The sequence below is a fragment of the Burkholderia sp. Ap-955 genome (assembly GCF_011753045.1).
Lineage (GTDB): Bacteria > Pseudomonadota > Gammaproteobacteria > Burkholderiales > Burkholderiaceae > Burkholderia > Burkholderia lata_D.
Map to the genome: position 1 here is coordinate 37,036 of NZ_VWWH01000031.1, position 17,458 is coordinate 54,493.

Sequence of the window (17,458 nt, forward strand, 5' to 3'; positions counted from 1 at the left end):
CGATTCGCCGGATAGGTCATCGCTGGAATTTCGCAGGATCCGGGTATTCACCGGGCTGCGTAATCGGGGCGGATATTCATTGATATAGAAGAACATCGCATCAGGCGCAACCCTTTATTTGCTGAAGGGCGCGAACGCGCCATGATGAATCGGCCGGCAGGAGATCGATGCGACCGAGCGCGTTTTGTAAATAATGTTTCTTTACGCACTTTCTTAACGCGGAGCGTCGACGGAAGATTACCGTCCGACATCACGAATCAGTTGTCCATCGCTTCCTTCGCGCTGACCCAGCCCTGCACCGCGCCCGCTTGCGGGTTGCGATACCGCACCTTCAGCCACTGGAAATCGGCGCTCGTGTCGATCAGCTCGACCGTGTCGCCCGCGACGACGTAGCGGCGCGTGGGTGCGTCGTTCATCGCGTCGTGCAGCGGCAGTCGCGCCGGGCGCACCTTGAACGTGACGGTGCCGCCGCCGTACGCGTCGGGGCGGCGCGACACGCGCTTGCCTTGCGCGTCGTAGGTCAGCAGCATCGACGACGGGCCGGAATCGGTGTCGAGCAGGTCGCGCAGGTCGTCGGGGATCGCTTCGCTGGACTGATACAGATACAGCTTGCCGCCGGCATCGTAGCGGTACGCATCGGTGTACCAGATCGGGCCGCCGCGGCACGAGCTGTACAGCGTGCGCTCTTTCGGCTTCGCGACCACGTTGACCAGGTCGTCGCAGTTGCCATGCGGCATGTTGCCCGCCGGCATGTGCATCGGCTCGAACTGTTGGCGTGCCGGGTCGTACAGGTAGATGCCGTAGTTGTCGTTGACCATGCCGAGTGTCGCGTGCATGGCGAGATCGCGGTGGCCGTCGAAGTTGTAGTCGTTCGACGAGAGGTGATAGTGGCCTTCCTCGTCGCTGGCGGTGACGTCGAGCGTTTGCGTCTTGCCGCTCGGCAGGAAGCGCACGGTGATGTGCGCGCTGTCCGCGCGTTCGACGCGGGCCGTGACGGTGTCGTCGACCTTGAATGCGAGCAGCGGCTTGGCGGCGTGCGCGGCGGGAGCGATCGATGCGCAGGCGGCGAGCAGCAGCATGGAGCGTTGGAGCAGCGAATGGAGTCGCGAAGGGCGCGTCATGGTCGGATCGGGCAAGAAAGGCGTGGATGAGGACGGAAGCGCTGGCCGGGCCGGGGTTCCGCTTGCCGGAAATGTACCGGCATCCGGCAGTTTCCGCGAGCGGGGCAGACGTCGCAGGACGCTGCCGGGTAGCCGCGATACCAGTACCGTTGCTCGCCTTGTTCGGGATCGGCGCGGTTGCAAGAATGGCCGTTCCATTCCTGCTCGCTGGTGAGGTTGACGATGAAGACATTCAAGCCCGGTTTCGCCCTGTGTGCCGTCATGATGGCTGCCGGTACGGCGCAGGCAGGCGATTTCTCGATCGAAAGCGCGGAGCTCGCCGGTGGCGGGTTCGGGCATGCACAGGTATCGGACAGCTTCGGCTGCCACGGCGAGAACGTTTCGCCATCCATACGATGGAGCGGTGTTCCGGAGGGCACGCAAAGCTACTTGCTGACGATGTTCGATGCCGACGCGCCGACGGGCTCCGGATTCTGGCACTGGGTCGTCGCCGACATACCGGCGTCGGCCCGTGGCATCGCGTCTGGTTCGGGCAACGACGTTGCGAGGCTGCCGGCAGGTGCCGTGCCGATGAAGAACGACACCGGTCACGCCGGCTATCTTGGCCCGTGCCCGCCGCAAGGCGAGACACATCGCTACGTCATCACGCTGACCGCGCTCAAGGTGGCGAAGCTGCCGGTCGAGCGTGACGCGACGCCGGCGGTCGTCGGCTTCACCGCGCACTACCAGGCCATCGCGCAGGCAGCGATGACCGTGCGTTTGAGCCGTTAGCCGCGCGTGCTGTCGTCCTGAAAACCGTTCTTGCCGACGAAGATCTCCTTCAGCGCGGCGCGCAGCGTGACCGGATCGTATTGACCGGGCGCGAGATGGATCACGTAGCGCGTCTGGCCGTCGAGACGCGCGGCGAGGGCGGGTTCGATCTCGACGTCGATCGTGTCGTCCGTCAGGCGCACCGACAGATCCTTGACGCGCACGTTGACCTGGTCGCGCACCATCACTTCGATCAGCGCGTCGTCCGGAAAGCGCGACAGCGCGAAGCAATAGTCCTGCTCGGCGTCGTGGCAGTAGATGTTGGCGAAGCTTTCGTCGTCGTCGAGATCGGACGTTGCCGCGCCGATGGTGGCGTGAAGTTCCATGAACGGGGTTCCTGCGTAAAAGAGTGGGGGTTATCGGGGCGAATGGAGGGCCGTGTCGATCGCGGCTGCCGCGCCGGGCGTCACGTCGATGTCGCACGACGCATCGGCATCGCGCGCTTTCAACCACAGCCCGAATTCGCGCATGACTTCGACCACGGGCCGCAGCCGGTCGCCGTCGGCGGTCAGATCGTACTCGACCCGCACCGGCACTTCCGGATAGACGGTGCGCCGCACGAGGCCGGCGTCTTCGAGCGCGCGCAGGTCGAGCGTCAGCATCCGTTGCGAGATGCCGGGCATGTCGCGCCGCAGGTCGCTGAAGCGCCGCGGCCCGTCGAGCAGATACGACACCAGCAGCAGCCGCCAGCGGCCGCCGAGCAGGCGCATCGCTTCTTCAACGGAACATCCTGTCGCACTCGTTTTCATCGTGCCGAATCCTGGTCGGTAAATTTTTTGTGACTACGGCACAAACGACTGCCGTCTTCTCAGCCCTGCGCCGATGCGAGATATTAGCGCCCGCGTCGCGGCGAATCGATACATGAACAACCCACGAAGGACACGCATGAAGCTCTATCACGCTCCCGGAAGCTGTTCCCAGGCCATCTGCATCGTGTTGCGCGAAGGCGGCATCGACGCGGAGGTCATCAAGGTCGACGCGCGCAAGCATGTCATTGAAGACGGGCGCAATTACTACGATGTGACCGAACTCGGCTACGTGCCGCTGCTCGAACTCGACGACGGCACGCTGCTGCGCGAAGGGCCGGTGATCGCGCAGTATCTCGCGGATGTGCGTCCGGAGGCGGGGCTCGCGCCTGCCTACGGCACGCTCGCGCGCTATCGGCTGATGGAGTGGCTCAACTTCCTCAGCACCGAGATCCACAAGGGTTTCATCCCGCTTTTGTACGCGGTGCAGGCGGGGAAATACGTCGACCCGGCGAGAACGAAGCTCGACAGTCGCTTCGCCTGGATCGATCGCCAGCTCGACGGCAAGACGTATTTGACGGGCGATACGTTCACGGTCGCCGATGCATACCTGTTCGCGCTGACCGGTTGGGGCAAGGCCGACTGGATGCGGTCGGTGTACCACGCGGATATCGACCTGACCCGGTATGCGCATCTGCGTGCGTGGTACGAGCGGGTGCGGGCGCGGCCGGCGGTGCAGGCGGTGCTGGAGGCGGAGGGGCTGGCGCGGTAGCAGGCGACGGTGGTCGTGGAATGGGCGCGTCTTTACGCTTCATCGACGCGCCGCCACACGGCTAAACCCCGCGCTATAATCCCCGCCATGAAATTCCTCCGGACGATCATCCTGCTGCTGCTCTGCGCGGTGCTGCCCATCAGCGGGCTGGCAGCCAGCGGCCTGGCCGGGGAATGTCCGATGATGCAGCAGGGCATGTCGATGGACATGGACGCCGGCATGTCCGCCGACATGCCGGGCTGCGATTCGATGAAGTCGTCGTCCGCCGACAAGGCCCACGCGAAGGCGAAGGGCATGGCCTGCAAGCTGACGGCGCAATGCCAGTTCGGCAGTCTCTATCATCCGGCCGCTCGCGCCGAAGTCAGTCGTCCCGCTGCATTCGCCAGCACCGTCGCGTTCCACTACGCGCAAATCCTCCCGGTCCGCGATCCGAACGGATTGTGGCGCCCTCCACGCATCAGCTGATCCCGATCCGATAGGTTCGCCGCATTCGCGGTGAGGTTCGTCCTGTATCAGGACGTGGAATCCCTATGGGGTTCCGCCGTTGGGGTTCAACCATGTCATTCCATCCCGGCACGCCGCATGCGCGGCGTGCACGTCGGCGCGCGCCCGTGCTTTGGGCGGCGCTGCTGGTGGCGGGCGCCGTTCACGCGCAGCCATCGCCTTTCACGCTGGACGCCGCGCTGCAGTCCGCAACCGATCATTCCGCTTCGATGCAGGCCGCCCAGGCGTCGGTGCGCGCGAGCGCGGAGGCGGCCGTGAAGGCCGGCCAGCTGCCCGACCCGATGCTCAAGGCCGGCATCGACAACCTGCCGGTCAATGGCGGCCAGCGCTTCACCGTCGGCCAGGACTTCATGACGATGCGCCGCATCGGCATCGAACAGGAGTGGGTATCCGGCGACAAGCGGCGCCTGCGCTCGGCGCTCGCCAACGGGCAGGTCGGACGCGAGCGCGCCGGCTATCTCGCGCAGCTCGCGAGCGTGCGCCAGCAAACCGCGACGGCGTGGCTCAACGCCGTCTACGCGAAGCAGGCGCTCGCGCTGCAGCAGGCGCTGCTCGATCACATGAACCACGAGCTTGAAGCGACGAAGGCGTCGTATCGCGGCGCGAAGGCGAGTGCGGCCGACGTGGTCCAGGCGCGGGCCATGCTCGCGCAGACGCAGGATCAATTGCTGAAAGCGCAGCAGGTCTACCAGACCGCGCTCATCGCACTGTCGCGCTGGACCGCCGTGCCGGTCGACGACGTCACGGGCACGCCGCCCGCGCCGGAATCGTTCGTGTCGTCGCTGCCGCCGGACGAACTGCGCCTGTCGCAACCGGCGCTGATCACCGCCGCCGACGATATCGCGGTTGCCGAAGCCGATACCGCCGTCGCGAACAGCGAACGCAGCCCGAACTGGACGTGGGAAGTCGCTTACCAGCAGCGTGGCGGCGCGTATTCGAACATGGTGTCCGTCGGCGTCACGATCCCGCTGCCGCTCAATCGCAAGAACCGCCAGAACCGCGACGTCGCCGAAAAGGCCGCGCTCGCGACGAAGGCGCGCCTGATGTACGAGGACACGCTGCGCCAGGTGCAGGCCGATATCCGCACGCAGTCCGCGACGCTGGCGAGCGGTCGTGCACGCATCGCGAATCTCGGCGACGCATTGCTGCCCGCCGCCGACCAGCGCGTGCAACTGGCGAACGCGGCCTACCGCGCGGGCACAGGCTCGCTCGCCGATACGTTCGCCGCGCGCCGTGCACAACTGGATGCGCAATTGCAGGTGCTCGATCTCCGGCGCGAGGTCTCGCAGACCTGGGCGCAGCTCGAATACCAGGTCGTGCCGTCGACGCTGGCCGCCGCGCAATAAGGGAGAACGACATGACGAAGCAAACATTGGCCCGCGCGGCCGTGCTGGCGTTCGCGGGTGCCGCGCTGCTCGGCACGGGTTATTTCGTGGGCGCACGCCATGCGGCGACGGCCGCAACGACAACGGACACCACCGCGTCGGCATCGCCTTCGCCCGGTAGCGCCGACCCGAAGACCGGCCGCCAGGTGCTGTACTGGCACGACCCGATGGTGCCGAACCAGCACTTCGACAAACCGGGCAAGTCGCCGTTCATGGACATGCAGCTGCAGCCCGTCTACGCGGACGAAGGCGGCGGCGCGTCCGGCATCAGGATCGATGCGGGCCTGCAGCAGAACCTCGGCATCCGCTATGCGACCGTGCGTCGGCAGCAGACGGCGGCCGGATTCGATGCGGTGGGCACCACGCAATTCGACGAATCGCGCGCGGACGTCGTCCAGTCGCGCGTGACCGGCTACATCGACCATCTCTATGCACGCGCGCCGATGCAGCGCATCGCGAAAGGCGCGCCGGTCGCGTCGTTGTTCGTGCCGGACTGGCTCGCGCCGCAGGAGGAATACCTCGCGCTCAAGCGCGGAGGGATGGATGCCAGCCTGCTCGATGCCTCGCGCGCGCGGATGCGGGCGCTGTCGATCCCCGACGGCATGATCGCGAACCTCGATCGCACCGGCCGCGCACAGACGCATGTCGTGCTGACCGCACCGGAAACCGGCGTCGTCAGCGAGCTGAACTTGCGGGACGGCGCGATGGTCGCGCCCGGTCAGACGCTCGCGAAGATCGCGGAGCTGTCGACGCTGTGGCTCATCGTCGAAGTGCCGGAAGCGCTCGCGCTGACCGTGCAGCCGGGGATGGCGGCCGATGCGACGTTCGCGGGCGACCCGGCGCAGCATTTCACGGGACGCATCCGCGAAGTGCTGCCCGGCATCAGCACGAGCAGCCGCACGCTGCAGGCACGCGTGGAGATCGACAACGCGGCGCTGAAGCTCACGCCCGGCATGCTGATGCGCGTGCGGGTCGCCGCGCGGCAGAGCGTGTCGCGCCTGCTCGTGCCGTCCGAAGCGGTGATCGCGACCGGCAAGCGCACGATCGTCATCGTGAAGAATCGCGACGGCCGGCTTCAGCCCGTGACGGTGACGACGGGCAACGACGTCGGCAGCGACACCGAAGTGCTCGGCGGGCTGAACGAAGGCGACACGGTCGTCGCATCGGGGCAGTTCCTGATCGATTCCGAGGCGAGCCTGAAAAGCGTGCTGCCGCGGCTGGAAAGCGGCACCGGCGCGAGCGGGGCCGCGGCGACGCCCGCGTCGGTACCGACCGCGGCGGCACCGGTCTATGAAACCACCGGCAAGGTCGAACAGGTCACGGCCGACGACATCACGTTCTCGCATCAGCCCGTTCCGGCGCTCGGCTGGGGCGCGATGACGATGGCGTTCGGCAAGCCGTCGGCCACCGCGTTCCCGCACGTGAAGCCCGGCCAGACCGTGCGCTTCGCGTTCACGCAGGGCGACGACGGCTACCGGCTGACGAAGGTCGAACCGCAGGGAGGCGAACGATGATCGCGCGCGTCATTCGCTGGTCGGTCCACAACCGGTTTCTCGTGCTGCTCGCCACCGTGCTGATCGCCGCATGGGGCGTTCATTCGCTGCGGCAGACGCCGCTCGATGCATTGCCCGACCTGTCGGACACGCAGGTGATCGTGAAGGCGTCGTATCCGGGCAAGGCGCCGCAGATCGTCGAGGATCAGGTGACCTATCCGTTGACGACCACGCTGCTCGGCGTGCCCGGTGCGAAAACCGTCCGCGCATATTCGTCGTTCGGCGACGCGTTCGTCTACGTGCTGTTCGACGACCGCACCGATCCGTACTGGGCGCGTTCGCGTGTGCTCGAATACCTGAGCCAGGTGCAGAGCCGGCTGCCTGCCGGCGCGACGGTGTCGCTCGGGCCCGATGCGACCGGCGTCGGCTGGGTGTACGAGTACGCGCTCGTCGATCGCACCGGCCGTCACGATCTCGGGCAACTGCGCGCGCTCAACGACTGGTTCCTGAAGTTCGAGCTGAAGGCGGTGCCGGATGTGTCGGAAGTCGCGAGCCTCGGCGGCATGGTGCAGCAATACCAGGTCGTGCTCGATCCGGACAAGCTGCGCGCGTACGGCATCACGCAGGCGGAAGTCGCGAACGCGCTCGGCAACGCGAACCAGGCGTCCGGCGGTTCGGTCGTCGAGCTGGCCGAGTCGGAGTACATGGTGCGTTCGACCGGCTACCTGCGCACGCTCGACGATTTCCGGCACGTGGTGCTGCGTACGAACGACGCCGGCACGCCGGTGCTGCTCGGCGACGTCGCGCGCATCCAGGTCGGCCCCGCGATGCGGCGCGGGATCGCGGAGCTGAACGGGCAGGGCGAGGTGACGGGCGGCGTCGTCGTGATGCGCTCGGGCAAGAACGCGCTGACCACGATCGATGCGGTGAAGGCGAAGCTGGCCGACCTGAAGCGTTCGCTGCCGCCCGGCGTCGAGATCGTCACGACCTACGATCGCTCGCAGTTGATCGAGCGCACGGTGGGCAACCTGAAGGACAAGCTGATCGAGGAGTTCGTGATCGTCGGGATCGTCTGCGCGGTGTTCCTGTTTCATCTGCGCAGTGCGTTCGTCGCGATCCTGTCGCTGCCGCTCGGCGTGCTGGCCGCGTTCATCGTGATGCGCTACCAGGGCGTGAACGCGAACCTGATGTCGCTCGGCGGGATCGCGATCGCGATCGGCGCGATGATCGACGCGGCGATCGTGATGATCGAGAACGCGCACAAACATCTCGAAGCGTACGACCACGCGCATCCCGGCGAGCCGATCACGGCCGCGCGACGCTGGGCGCTCGTCGCGACGTCCGCCGCGGAAGTCGGGCCCGCGCTGTTCTTCTCGCTGCTGATCATCACGCTGTCGTTCATCCCGGTGTTTTCGCTGGAAGGTCAGGAAGGCAAGCTGTTCGCGCCACTGGCGTTCACGAAGACCTACACGATCGCCGCCGCCGCCGGGCTGTCGGTGACGCTGGTGCCGGTGCTGATGGGTTATCTCGTGCGTGGTCGCGTTCCGCACGAGCAGGCGAACCCGATCAACCGCGTGCTGATCCGCGTGTACCGGCCGCTGCTCGAAGCGACGCTCAGGCGCCCGTGGCTCGCGATCGGTGTCGCGGTCGTCGCGCTGGTGCTGACGGCCGTGCCGCTGTCGCGGCTCGGCGGCGAATTCATGCCGCCGCTCGACGAAGGCGACCTGCTGTACATGCCGACCGCGCTGCCGGGCATCTCGGCCGACAAGGCGAGCGAATTGCTGCAGCAGACCGACCGGCTGATCAAGACCGTGCCGGAGGTCGACACGGTATTCGGCAAATCGGGCCGCGCCGATACCGCGACCGATCCCGCGCCGCTCGAGATGTTCGAGACGACGATCCGCTTCAAGCCACGCAGCGCATGGCGGCCCGGCATGACGCCGGAGAAGCTCGTCGACGAACTCGATCGCACGGTGAAGGTGCCGGGCTTGTCGAACGTATGGGTGCCGCCGATCCGCAACCGGCTCGACATGCTGTCCACCGGGATCAAGACGCCGGTCGGCGTGAAGATTTCCGGGCCGGACCTGGCCGGGATCGACGCGATCGCGAAGCAGGTCGAGGCCGCGGTGAAGCCCGTGCCGGGCGTGACGTCCGCGCTCGCGGAGCGGCTGAACGGCGGCCGCTACATCGACGTCGACATCGACCGGCTCACCGCCGCGCGCTACGGGCTGTCGGTGGCCGACGTCCAGTCGGTCGTGTCGACGGCGGTCGGCGGCGACGACGTCGGCGAAGTGATCGCGGGGCGCGAGCGCTTTCCGATCAACCTCCGCTACCCGCGCGAGGTGCGCGATTCGGTCGAGAACCTGCGGCAACTGCCGATCGTCACCGCGCGCGGTGCGCAGATCCGCCTGGGCGACGTCGCGCGCATCGCGATCGCCGACGGCCCGCCGATGATCCGCAGCGAGAACGCGCGACTGTCCGGCTACGTGTACGTCGATCTCCGCGGCGTCGACCTGAGCACCGCCGTCCGCACGATGCAGCAGGCCGTCGCGCAGCAGGTCGCGTTGCCGCCCGGCTATTCGATCGCGTGGTCGGGGCAGTTCGAGTATCTCGAACGCGCGGCGGCCAAGCTGCGCACCGTCGTGCCGGTGACGCTCGTGGTGATCTTCGTGCTGCTGTTCCTTACGTTCGGCTCGGCGGCCGACGCGCTGCTGCTGATGTCGACGGTGCCGTTCGCACTGATCGGCGGCTTCTGGCTCGTGTGGGCGCTCGGCCACGCGGTGTCCGTCGCGACGTCGGTGGGCTTCATCGCGCTCGCGGGCGTGGCCGCCGAATTCGGCGTCGTGATGCTGCTGTACCTGAAGGGCGCGCTGCAGCGCCGGCTCGACGCCGGCGAACCGCTGACCGATGCGTTGCTGCTCGACGCGATCCGCGAAGGCGCGGTGCTGCGCGTGCGGCCCAAGGCGATGACGGTCGCGGTCGTGCTCGCCGGCCTCGTGCCGATCATGGTCGGGCACGGCGCCGGTTCCGAAGTCATGCAGCGCATCGCTGCGCCGATGGTCGGCGGCATGGTCACCGCGCCGCTGCTGTCGATGTTCGTCATTCCCGCCGCATGGCTCCTGCTGCAGCGCCGTCGTGCGCGAAGCATGGGCCGCGCGGGGCATTCCGAAGCAGTTCCTCACGGCACGAACGTGCCATCCATCCCAACCGGAGAATCCCGATGAAGAAGTTGATTACCGTCACCGTTGCTGCTGCCGCCGTGCTTGCTGTCGGCACGGTCGTTACCCCCGCCTTTGCTGCCGGCGACATGGCCGGCATGGACATGTCCGCTATGAAGATGTCGTCGGGCGGGGCAACCGAATCGAATGCCGCGCTGACCGACGCCGAAGTGAAGAAGGTCGATGCCGCGACCGGCAAGATCACGCTGAAGCACGGCGCGCTCGAGAACGTCGGGATGCCGCCGATGACGATGGCGTTCAAGGCGAAGGACGCGACGATGCTCGAGCACGCGCATGCGGGCGACAAGGTCAAGGTGCGGATCGAGAAGGTCGACGGCACGCTGACGATCGTCAAGCTGGTGAAGGCGTCCTGACCTGAGCGCATGCCGGTGCGTTGCCCGTCCGTGAGGCGGGCGGCTGCACCGGCGCCATGCGTGTCGGGCCGGAAGCCGCGCGAGCGGCTCCGGTTGACGGTGCGCGAAGGGCTGGAGTGCGGCCACGCACGGGATCGGCGGCTTAATTTCAACAATGCTTGAAATGTTGAAATGAAGCCGCTATCCTTCGCGCCATGGACTCCAATCTCGTCGTGCGCGCCCTGGGCGCGCTTGCTCATGAAGCGCGCCTGGCCATCTTTCGCGCGCTGGTCGTGGCCGGGCCCGAAGGGCTGCCGGCTGGTGCGATCGCCCAGCAAATCGGGCTATCGCCTTCGAGCCTGTCGTTTCATCTGAAGGATCTGTCGCATGCCGACCTGGTCACCGCGCGCCAGGACGGTCGGTTCATCTATTACGCGGCGAATTTCGAGTCGATGAGCGGGCTCATCGGGTTCCTCACCGAGAACTGCTGCGCCGGCGCGGCCTGCGGCGTACCGGCTGCCCCCGACTGTTGCGGAGGCGGCGCATGACCGGCTCGAACGTTGCACGGCCGCCAGCCGTGGCGGCCCCGCCCGCCATCGGTTTCTTCGAGCGCTACCTGAGCGTGTGGGTGGCGCTGTGCATCGTGCTCGGCATCGCGCTGGGCCAGGCGCTGCCCGGGCTCTTCCAGCACATCGGCCGCATGGAATACGCCCAGGTCAACCTGCCCGTCGGGCTGTTGATCTGGGTGATGATCGTGCCGATGCTGGTCAAGGTCGATTTCGGTGCGCTGCATGAGGTTCGGCAGCACGTACGGGGGATCGGCGTGACGCTCGTCGTGAACTGGCTCGTCAAGCCGTTTTCGATGGCGTTGCTCGGCTGGCTGTTCATCCGGCAGCTATTCGCGCCGATGCTGCCCGCCGACCAGATCGACAGCTATATCGCCGGCCTGATCCTGCTGGCCGCCGCGCCGTGCACGGCGATGGTGTTCGTGTGGAGCCGGCTGACGGGCGGCGATCCGCTGTTCACGCTGTCGCAGGTCGCGCTGAACGACAGCATCATGGTGATCGCGTTTGCGCCGCTGGTCGGCCTGTTGCTGGGGATGTCCGCCATCACGGTGCCGTGGGCGACGCTGCTCACGTCGGTCGTGCTCTACATCGTCATCCCGGTGATCCTCGCGCAAGTGTGGCGCAGGCTATTGCTCGCGAAGGGGCCGGCGGCGTTCGACCGCGCGATGGCGAAGATCGGCCCGTGGTCCATTGCCGCGCTGCTGGCCACGCTGGTGCTGCTGTTCGCGTTCCAGGGCGAGGCGATCCTGAAGCAGCCGCTGGTGATCGCGCTGCTCGCCGTGCCGATCCTGATCCAGGTGTTCTTCAACGCAGCGCTCGCCTACGGGCTCAATCGTCTCGTCGGCGAGAAGCACAGCATCGCGTGTCCGTCGGCGTTGATCGGTGCGTCCAATTTCTTCGAGCTGGCCGTGGCCGCCGCGATCAGCCTGTTCGGCTTCCACTCCGGCGCAGCGCTCGCGACCGTCGTCGGCGTGCTCATCGAAGTGCCGGTGATGCTGCTCGTCGTGCGCGTCGTCAACCGTTCGAAGCGCTGGTACGAGTGCGCGTGAAACCATTCAGGAATCCAGAAATGACCGACATCACGATCTATCACAACCCCGATTGCGGCACGTCGCGCAACACGCTGGCGATGATTCGCAACTCGGGCGTCGAGCCGCGCGTCGTGCTTTATCTGGAAACGCCGCCGGGACAGGAAGAACTGCGCGCGCTGATCGCGGCGATGGGCATCCCCGTGCGCGACGTGCTGCGGCGCAAGGGGACACCGTATGAAGCGCTCGATCTCGACAATCCGAAATGGAGCGACGACGACCTGATCGGCTTCATGGTCGCTCACCCGATCCTGATCAATCGCCCGATCGTCGTGACGCCGCTCGGCACGCGACTGTGCCGTCCGTCCGAGCAGGTGCTCGACATCCTGCCCGGTCCGCAGAAGGGGCCGTTCGCGAAGGAAGACGGCGAAATCGTGATCGATGCGGAGGGCAAGCGTGTCTGACCGATTGAACGATCTGCCGCAACTCGATGCAACGCTCTTTCGCGTGCCGGACGCGAGCCGGCTGCAGCCTGTGCAGCCGTCGACGCATCCGCCTCGAATCGTGTTGCTCTATGGGTCATTGCGTACGCGCTCGTTCAGCCGGTTGCTGGTCGAGGAGGCGGCGCGGTTGCTGGCGGCGATGGGCGCCGAAGCAAGGATCTTCAATCCGGCCGGCTTGCCGCTGCCTGACGATGCGCCCGACGACCACCCGAAGGTGGCCGAGCTGCGCGAGCTCGTGCAATGGTCGGAGGGCATGGTGTGGTGTTCCCCCGAGCGGCACGGCGCGATGACCGGCGTGATGAAATCGCAGATCGACTGGATTCCGCTGTCGGTCGGCGCGGTGCGGCCGACGCAAGGCAAGACGCTGGCGGTCATGCAGGTCAGCGGCGGATCGCAGTCGTTCAACGCGGTCAACCAGATGCGCGTGCTCGGACGCTGGATGCGCATGCTGACCATCCCGAACCAGTCGTCCGTCGCGAAGGCGTTCATGGAATTCGGCGACGACGACCGGATGAAGCCGTCCGCGTATTTCGACCGGGTCGTCGACGTCATGGAGGAACTGGTCAAATTCACGCTGCTGACGCGCGACGTCGGCGCGTACCTGACGGACCGGTACAGCGAACGCAAGGAAAGCGCCGAGCAACTGTCGCAGCGTGTGAACCAGACGCGCATCTGAATCGCTTGCGGGCCGGCGGCGCGACGATGCTTCGTTCGCGCCGGGCAGCGGGATCGTTCCCGGCGCGTCCGTTGAGTCCGTCGAGCAAGATCAGCGCGCCAGCGTCAGGAACAGATACCCCGCATACCCCGCGCCGTTCGCGAGCAACGCCCAGATCGCGAGCCCGCGCGTGCGCGCATTGACGCGCAGCCACGCCGCCGCCGCGAGCGTGATGATCACGCCGGTCAGCACTTCGGGGCGCGGCTCCCACGGCGTCAGCATGATGCCGATCGCCGGCAGCAGCGTGCCCTGGAACACCATTGCACCGGTGATGTTGCCGAACGCGAGCGTGTCCTTCCTGCGGCGGATCCACAGCACGCTGTTGACCTTCTCCGGCAGTTCCGTCGCGATCGGCACGATGATCAGCGACAGCAGCAGCGCCGACACGCCGAGCGCGTGCGATACACCTTCCACGCCGTGAATGAAGCCCTTCGCCCCGCCGACCAGCAGCGCGACGCCGAGGAGCAGTTGCAGCGCGATCGTCGCGAGGTTGGTCGGCACACCCAGGCGCGCCAGGAACATCGTGTGCGGCGCCTCGGTGCCGTGCCCGGCGTCGACGAGCTGGTTCGACGCCCGGAACGTCATCACGACATACATCACGTAGATGCCCACCAGCATCGCGGCGAGCAGCGCGCGCACGGCCCCGTTGTGATGCGGGACGAACATCGCGGCGGTGGCCAGCGAAAACGCGGCGAGAAAGTAGTTCATGTCGCGCACGAAGCCCGTGCGTTCGGGCGCGATCGTGCCGCGCAGCCCGCGCGAGCGGATCACGGCGAGCGTCATCAGGAAGGTGGTGAGCGTCGCGAGCATCAGCGGCGCGCCGAGAATCGCGCCGACGCCGATCTCCTCGTTCACGGCCTGGTTCGCCGTGCCGCCCGCGAGCGCGAGTAGCGGCACCATCGTTTCGGGCAGCGCGGTGCCGACGGCGGCGAACAGCGAACCGGTGACGCCTTCGGAAATCTTCAGACGTTCGCCGAGGTGTTCGAGCGCATTGGTGAAGACCTCGGCGGCGATGAGGATGACGACGAGCATGAACGCCAGTTCGACAAACATGAAAGTCATGCGGCACCTCCGCAGGCATGCGCGCGGACGGCGGCGAAACGCGGGGAGAAGGCGGTGGGGAACATGGGGACTCCGTGGTCGGACGCTGACAAACCATGGCGCATCCGCCGACGTCCGACCAGGAACGACGCGATGCGCCCATGGTCTCGCCAGGCCAATCAGGCTGATCGTGCCACGGCCGCAGGCCGAGTGTGTTGACACGATCGCTTTCCGGGGACGGAAAGCAGGCTACTCCCCAAAGACGAAGGGCAGTCTAGTCGAGCGGATGGCTTTCGGCAAGCTTGCCGATGCATATCCACGCATCGGGTTAGGAAAGGCGCGCGCGTGGCGGGCGCTCATGCCGCATCGGAGGGCATTCGGCACGCGTTGGCGTGGGTATGGCGTACGTGTCGTGAATGAGAATCGCTAACCGACTTGCGCTGCCGTGCCGCGCGGAAAATAAAGCGCGAACGTCGTGCGCCCGTCGCCGCTCGCGACCTCGACCTTGCCGCGATGCAACTCCATGATCGACTTCACGATCGCGAGCCCGAGCCCCGCGTTGCGCGCCGCGCCGTGCCGCGACGAATCGATGCGGTAGAAGCGTTCGAAGATCTTGTCGACCTGCTCGGGCGGAATCGCGGCGCCGCGATTCGTGACTTCGACGACCGCGTAGCGGCCTTGTGCGGAAACCGCCAGCTCGATCGTCGACGCGGCTTCCGCATGTTCGAGCGCATTCGACACGAGGTTGCTGACGGCGCGCCGGAACAGCGTCGCATCGGCGACGACCGGCGCTTCGCCGTGTACGTCGATCCGCACGCCGGCTTCGTCGGCCAGCGCCTGGAAATACGATGCGAGCCGGCGCAGCTCGCTGCCCGCATCGAGCTCGGTGGTCTTCAGGTGCTGCCGTGCGTTATCGGTGCGCGCGAGAAACAGCATGTTCTCGATCATCCGCTGCAACCGTTCGCATTCCTCGATGTTCGAATCGATCAACGCTTCGTATTCCTCGGTCGTGCGCGCGCGCGACAGCGTGACCTGCGACGCGCTGATCACGTTGGCGAGCGGTGTGCGCATGTCGTGCGCGAGATCGGACGAGAACTGCGACAGCCGCACGAATGCGCGTTCGAGGCGGTCGAGCATCCGGTTGACCGAGGTCGCGAGTTCATGCAACTCGACCGGGCCGCCGCGCGCGTCGAGCCGTGCGTTCAGGTTGTGTGCCTCGATGCGCGACGTCTGCCGGCCGAGACTCTCGACCGGGCGCAGGCCGCGCGACGCAACCGCATAGCCGAGCGCGCCGACCAGCAGCGCACCCACGGCGGCCGCGAGCCAGATGTCGACGCGATAGCTTTCGAGCAGCGACTGGCGATCGGTCGCCGTGCGGGCAAGCGCGACCTGGATTGCATCGCCGGACGGCAGCGTTTCGCGTGCGTAGACGCAGCGCGACGTGCCGATTCCCGGCGGCGCGCACGTGAACGGGGTGCCGGTTGCGCCGGCCGGATGCGGTGCCGCGATCATCGACGCCAGCGTATTGCCGGCTTCATCGGAATGCTCGACGATCGCGCGGTTCTGCGCATCGTAGATGCCGAGATACACGCCCGGGTGCGACAGCAGCACCTCGTGAAACACGGCCGGATCGGCGCGCAGCGCGGCGATCGAGCCGCTCGCGTGCGCAAGCTGCAGGAACTGGTTGAGCTTGCCGGAAATCTCGATGTCGTCGCGCCGCGTCAGCTCGGCGGACAGTGAGCGATACAGGTACGCGCCGGTCAGCGCGAACACGAGCGCGGCGACGACGGCGAACGCGAGCGTCAGCCGCCGCAGCAGCGAATACGCGCCAGGGCGGCGCGTCACGAACGATCCTCGAGCACGTAGCCCATGCCACGAATCGTGTGGATCAGCTTCTTCTCGTAGGCGTTGTCGATCTTCGCGCGCAGGCGCTTGATCGCCGCATCGACGACGTTCGTGTCGCTGTCGAAATTCATGTCCCAGATCTGCGACGTGATGAAGGTGCGCGTCAGCACTTCCCCCTCGCGTTCGGCGAGCAACTGCAGCAGCGCGAATTCCTGCGCGGTCAGGTCGATGCGGGTGTCGGCGCGCCGCACGCGGCGGCGGATCAGGTCGACTTCGAGATCGGCAACCTGCAGGATGTCGCGCACGTTGCGCGGCGCGCGCCGCAGCAGCGAGCGGATGCGCGCGAGGAACTCGGCATACGCGAACGGCTTGAGCAGGTAGTCGTCGGCGCCCAGTTCGAGCCCGGCGACCTTGTCCTCGATCGCCTCGCGCGCCGTGAGCAGCAGCACGGGCGTCTGCTTCTGCGCGCGCAGCCGCTTGAGCACCTCGAAGCCATCCATTTCCGGCAGCATCACGTCGAGCACGACGAGATCGAAATCCTCGTGCAGCGCGAGGAACAGCCCGTCCTTGCCGTTTTCCGCGACGTCGACCGTGTAGCTCGCCTCCATCAGCCCTTTCCGGAGGTACGACGCCATCTTGGGTTCGTCTTCGACTATCAGTATCCGCATGGTGAGGCAGGCTGTCCGTGATTCATCCGTGATTCCAGCCGATCAGTGTAACGCGTGAGCTTACGGCGCCGCGCGTGCGCGAAGGATGACCGCCGGATGACGGAATTGTCATGAAACGCCGGTCATGTTTCGGCCATGTCGTCGTCACGGCGACGGCGATAAGCTGCGGCCGTCGTGTCCCCGGAGCGCGCCGTCGCGGCGCTGCGCCGGCCCATCCGGTCGTTGCCTGCGTGATTCCGCATCCATGTCGTACTGGCGCAAATTCCTCGTCGTCGTGCTGCTGGCGCTGAGCCTGCCGATCCAGTCGTTCGCGGCTGTGTCGATGGTATGCGCGGGTGCGGTTGTGGCAATGCCGCACGCGGAAGACGGAGCACGCGCTGATGACGCGGTCGCGCCGCGTGCGATGCCGAGCGCGCATGGTGGCCAGCATAAGGACGAGCACGCGCACGACGATCATGCGCGACATGCACAGCCATGTTCCGCATGCGGTTCCTGCTGCCTCGGCGCCGGCATGGCGGATCTTCCCGCGATGTCCGTTGCGCCGGATATCGGTATCGCGATCGTCGCTTTCGCTCCAACGCCGGTCGTCGTGTCGTTCCTGACCGGCGGTATCGACCGGCCGCCGCGCCGGCTTCTCGTCTAGACCCTGCCCGCGGCCCCGACCGGCCGCGCTCTGCAATCCGCTCCGGC

General features: G+C 66.7%; 18 protein-coding genes and 1 riboswitch. Of the genes, 12 read left to right on the forward strand and 6 right to left on the reverse strand.

The genetic code is table 11. The annotated features are described in order from the left end of the window. Positions 1-257 precede the first annotated feature (257 nt). On the reverse strand, positions 258-1,121 hold the full coding sequence (locus tag F3J15_RS18250; protein WP_166893194.1) for a hypothetical protein: 864 nt from the start codon (positions 1,119-1,121) through the stop codon (positions 258-260). Between the two features lie 222 nt (positions 1,122-1,343). Between F3J15_RS18250 and F3J15_RS18255 the strand changes: the two genes are divergently transcribed. Then, positions 1,344-1,892, forward strand: a complete 549-nt coding sequence (locus F3J15_RS18255) for a YbhB/YbcL family Raf kinase inhibitor-like protein (protein WP_235986639.1) — start codon at positions 1,344-1,346, stop codon at positions 1,890-1,892. On the opposite strand, the gene F3J15_RS18260 is transcribed toward F3J15_RS18255, so the two are convergent. Together F3J15_RS18260 and F3J15_RS18265 are read right to left on the reverse strand one after the other, a co-directional pair. Next, a complete protein-coding gene (locus F3J15_RS18260; RefSeq protein ID WP_166893196.1) occupies positions 1,889-2,257 on the reverse strand; it encodes a hypothetical protein in 369 nt (122 codons plus the stop codon). The two genes, F3J15_RS18255 and F3J15_RS18260, sit on opposite strands and share 4 nt — an antisense overlap. Before the next feature lie 30 nt (positions 2,258-2,287). Further along, on the reverse strand, positions 2,288-2,680 hold the full coding sequence (locus F3J15_RS18265; protein WP_166893198.1) for a helix-turn-helix domain-containing protein: 393 nt from the start codon (positions 2,678-2,680) through the stop codon (positions 2,288-2,290). Between the two features lie 136 nt (positions 2,681-2,816). On the opposite strand from F3J15_RS18265, the gene gstA reads away from it, so the two are divergent. The 10 genes from gstA (at position 2,817) to arsH (ending at position 13,175) form a co-directional block, all read left to right on the forward strand. Next, positions 2,817-3,449, forward strand: coding sequence for a glutathione transferase GstA (gene gstA / locus F3J15_RS18270; RefSeq protein ID WP_166893200.1), 633 nt, complete (start codon positions 2,817-2,819; stop codon positions 3,447-3,449). An 87-nt stretch (positions 3,450-3,536) separates the two neighbouring features. Continuing rightward, complete coding sequence (locus F3J15_RS18275) at positions 3,537-3,914, forward strand: hypothetical protein (RefSeq protein WP_166893244.1); 378 nt, start codon at positions 3,537-3,539, stop codon at positions 3,912-3,914. Positions 3,915-4,006: 92 nt separating this feature from the next. Then, positions 4,007-5,299, forward strand: a complete 1,293-nt coding sequence (locus F3J15_RS18280; RefSeq protein WP_166893202.1) for a TolC family protein — start codon at positions 4,007-4,009, stop codon at positions 5,297-5,299. 11 nt (positions 5,300-5,310) lie between these two features. Further along, a complete protein-coding gene (locus tag F3J15_RS18285; protein ID WP_166893204.1) occupies positions 5,311-6,852 on the forward strand; it encodes an efflux RND transporter periplasmic adaptor subunit in 1,542 nt (513 codons plus the stop codon). Then, entirely contained in the window at positions 6,849-10,055 is a 3,207-nt protein-coding gene (locus tag F3J15_RS18290; protein ID WP_166893206.1) for an efflux RND transporter permease subunit, read from the forward strand. The genes F3J15_RS18285 and F3J15_RS18290 overlap by 4 nt, the downstream gene beginning before the upstream one ends. Next, positions 10,052-10,423 (forward strand): copper-binding protein, encoded by a 372-nt coding sequence (locus F3J15_RS18295; protein ID WP_166893209.1) that lies wholly within the window; start codon positions 10,052-10,054, stop codon positions 10,421-10,423. Before F3J15_RS18290 ends, F3J15_RS18295 begins: the two co-directional genes overlap by 4 nt. Positions 10,424-10,617: 194 nt before the next feature. Then, on the forward strand, positions 10,618-10,950 hold the full coding sequence (locus F3J15_RS18300) for a metalloregulator ArsR/SmtB family transcription factor (RefSeq protein ID WP_071333263.1): 333 nt from the start codon (positions 10,618-10,620) through the stop codon (positions 10,948-10,950). Then, positions 10,947-12,017 carry an ACR3 family arsenite efflux transporter gene (arsB, locus tag F3J15_RS18305; RefSeq protein ID WP_166893211.1) on the forward strand — a complete coding sequence of 357 codons (1,071 nt, stop codon included), beginning with the start codon at positions 10,947-10,949 and terminating at the stop codon, positions 12,015-12,017. Before F3J15_RS18300 ends, arsB begins: the two co-directional genes overlap by 4 nt. A 20-nt stretch (positions 12,018-12,037) precedes the next feature. Beyond that, complete coding sequence (gene arsC, locus F3J15_RS18310) at positions 12,038-12,460, forward strand: arsenate reductase (glutaredoxin) (RefSeq protein WP_166893213.1); 423 nt, start codon at positions 12,038-12,040, stop codon at positions 12,458-12,460. Then, positions 12,453-13,175, forward strand: coding sequence for an arsenical resistance protein ArsH (arsH, locus tag F3J15_RS18315; protein ID WP_345891564.1), 723 nt, complete (start codon positions 12,453-12,455; stop codon positions 13,173-13,175). The genes arsC and arsH overlap by 8 nt, the downstream gene beginning before the upstream one ends. A 90-nt stretch (positions 13,176-13,265) precedes the next feature. On the opposite strand, the gene F3J15_RS18320 is transcribed toward arsH, so the two are convergent. From F3J15_RS18320 to F3J15_RS18330, 3 genes are all read right to left on the reverse strand, one after another. Further along, positions 13,266-14,276 carry a sodium:calcium antiporter gene (locus F3J15_RS18320; protein ID WP_089447007.1) on the reverse strand — a complete coding sequence of 337 codons (1,011 nt, stop codon included), beginning with the start codon at positions 14,274-14,276 and terminating at the stop codon, positions 13,266-13,268. A gap of 74 nt (positions 14,277-14,350) precedes the next feature. Next, a riboswitch (yybP-ykoY riboswitch) is annotated at positions 14,351-14,525 on the reverse strand. A gap of 156 nt (positions 14,526-14,681) precedes the next feature. Further along, positions 14,682-16,100 carry a heavy metal sensor histidine kinase gene (locus tag F3J15_RS18325; protein ID WP_166893217.1) on the reverse strand — a complete coding sequence of 473 codons (1,419 nt, stop codon included), beginning with the start codon at positions 16,098-16,100 and terminating at the stop codon, positions 14,682-14,684. Next, positions 16,097-16,768 carry a heavy metal response regulator transcription factor gene (locus tag F3J15_RS18330; RefSeq protein WP_069250678.1) on the reverse strand — a complete coding sequence of 224 codons (672 nt, stop codon included), beginning with the start codon at positions 16,766-16,768 and terminating at the stop codon, positions 16,097-16,099. Before F3J15_RS18330 ends, F3J15_RS18325 begins: the two co-directional genes overlap by 4 nt. A 244-nt stretch (positions 16,769-17,012) precedes the next feature. Here F3J15_RS18330 and F3J15_RS18335 point away from each other — a divergent pair, with 244 nt between their 5' ends. Next, positions 17,013-17,411 (forward strand): hypothetical protein, encoded by a 399-nt coding sequence (locus tag F3J15_RS18335; protein ID WP_166893220.1) that lies wholly within the window; start codon positions 17,013-17,015, stop codon positions 17,409-17,411. Positions 17,412-17,458 lie beyond the last annotated feature (47 nt).

Bases quoted from the DNA above. Each gene is read 5' to 3' on its own strand.
- gstA (WP_166893200.1), top strand. From the start codon at position 2,817: ATGAAGCTCTATCACGCTCCCGGAAGCTGTTCCCAGGCCATCTGCATC.
- F3J15_RS18335 (WP_166893220.1), top strand. From the start codon at position 17,013: ATGTCGTACTGGCGCAAATTCCTCGTCGTCGTGCTGCTGGCGCTGAGC.
- F3J15_RS18295 (WP_166893209.1), top strand. From the start codon at position 10,052: ATGAAGAAGTTGATTACCGTCACCGTTGCTGCTGCCGCCGTGCTTGCT.
- F3J15_RS18320 (WP_089447007.1), bottom strand. From the start codon at position 14,276: ATGACTTTCATGTTTGTCGAACTGGCGTTCATGCTCGTCGTCATCCTC.
- F3J15_RS18300 (WP_071333263.1), top strand. From the start codon at position 10,618: ATGGACTCCAATCTCGTCGTGCGCGCCCTGGGCGCGCTTGCTCATGAA.
- F3J15_RS18260 (WP_166893196.1), bottom strand. From the start codon at position 2,257: ATGGAACTTCACGCCACCATCGGCGCGGCAACGTCCGATCTCGACGAC.
- F3J15_RS18250 (WP_166893194.1), bottom strand. From the start codon at position 1,121: ATGACGCGCCCTTCGCGACTCCATTCGCTGCTCCAACGCTCCATGCTG.
- F3J15_RS18275 (WP_166893244.1), top strand. From the start codon at position 3,537: ATGAAATTCCTCCGGACGATCATCCTGCTGCTGCTCTGCGCGGTGCTG.
- F3J15_RS18265 (WP_166893198.1), bottom strand. From the start codon at position 2,680: ATGAAAACGAGTGCGACAGGATGTTCCGTTGAAGAAGCGATGCGCCTG.
- arsC (WP_166893213.1), top strand. From the start codon at position 12,038: ATGACCGACATCACGATCTATCACAACCCCGATTGCGGCACGTCGCGC.
- F3J15_RS18290 (WP_166893206.1), top strand. From the start codon at position 6,849: ATGATCGCGCGCGTCATTCGCTGGTCGGTCCACAACCGGTTTCTCGTG.
- F3J15_RS18255 (WP_235986639.1), top strand. From the start codon at position 1,344: ATGAAGACATTCAAGCCCGGTTTCGCCCTGTGTGCCGTCATGATGGCT.
- F3J15_RS18285 (WP_166893204.1), top strand. From the start codon at position 5,311: ATGACGAAGCAAACATTGGCCCGCGCGGCCGTGCTGGCGTTCGCGGGT.
- F3J15_RS18330 (WP_069250678.1), bottom strand. From the start codon at position 16,768: ATGCGGATACTGATAGTCGAAGACGAACCCAAGATGGCGTCGTACCTC.
- arsB (WP_166893211.1), top strand. From the start codon at position 10,947: ATGACCGGCTCGAACGTTGCACGGCCGCCAGCCGTGGCGGCCCCGCCC.
- F3J15_RS18280 (WP_166893202.1), top strand. From the start codon at position 4,007: ATGTCATTCCATCCCGGCACGCCGCATGCGCGGCGTGCACGTCGGCGC.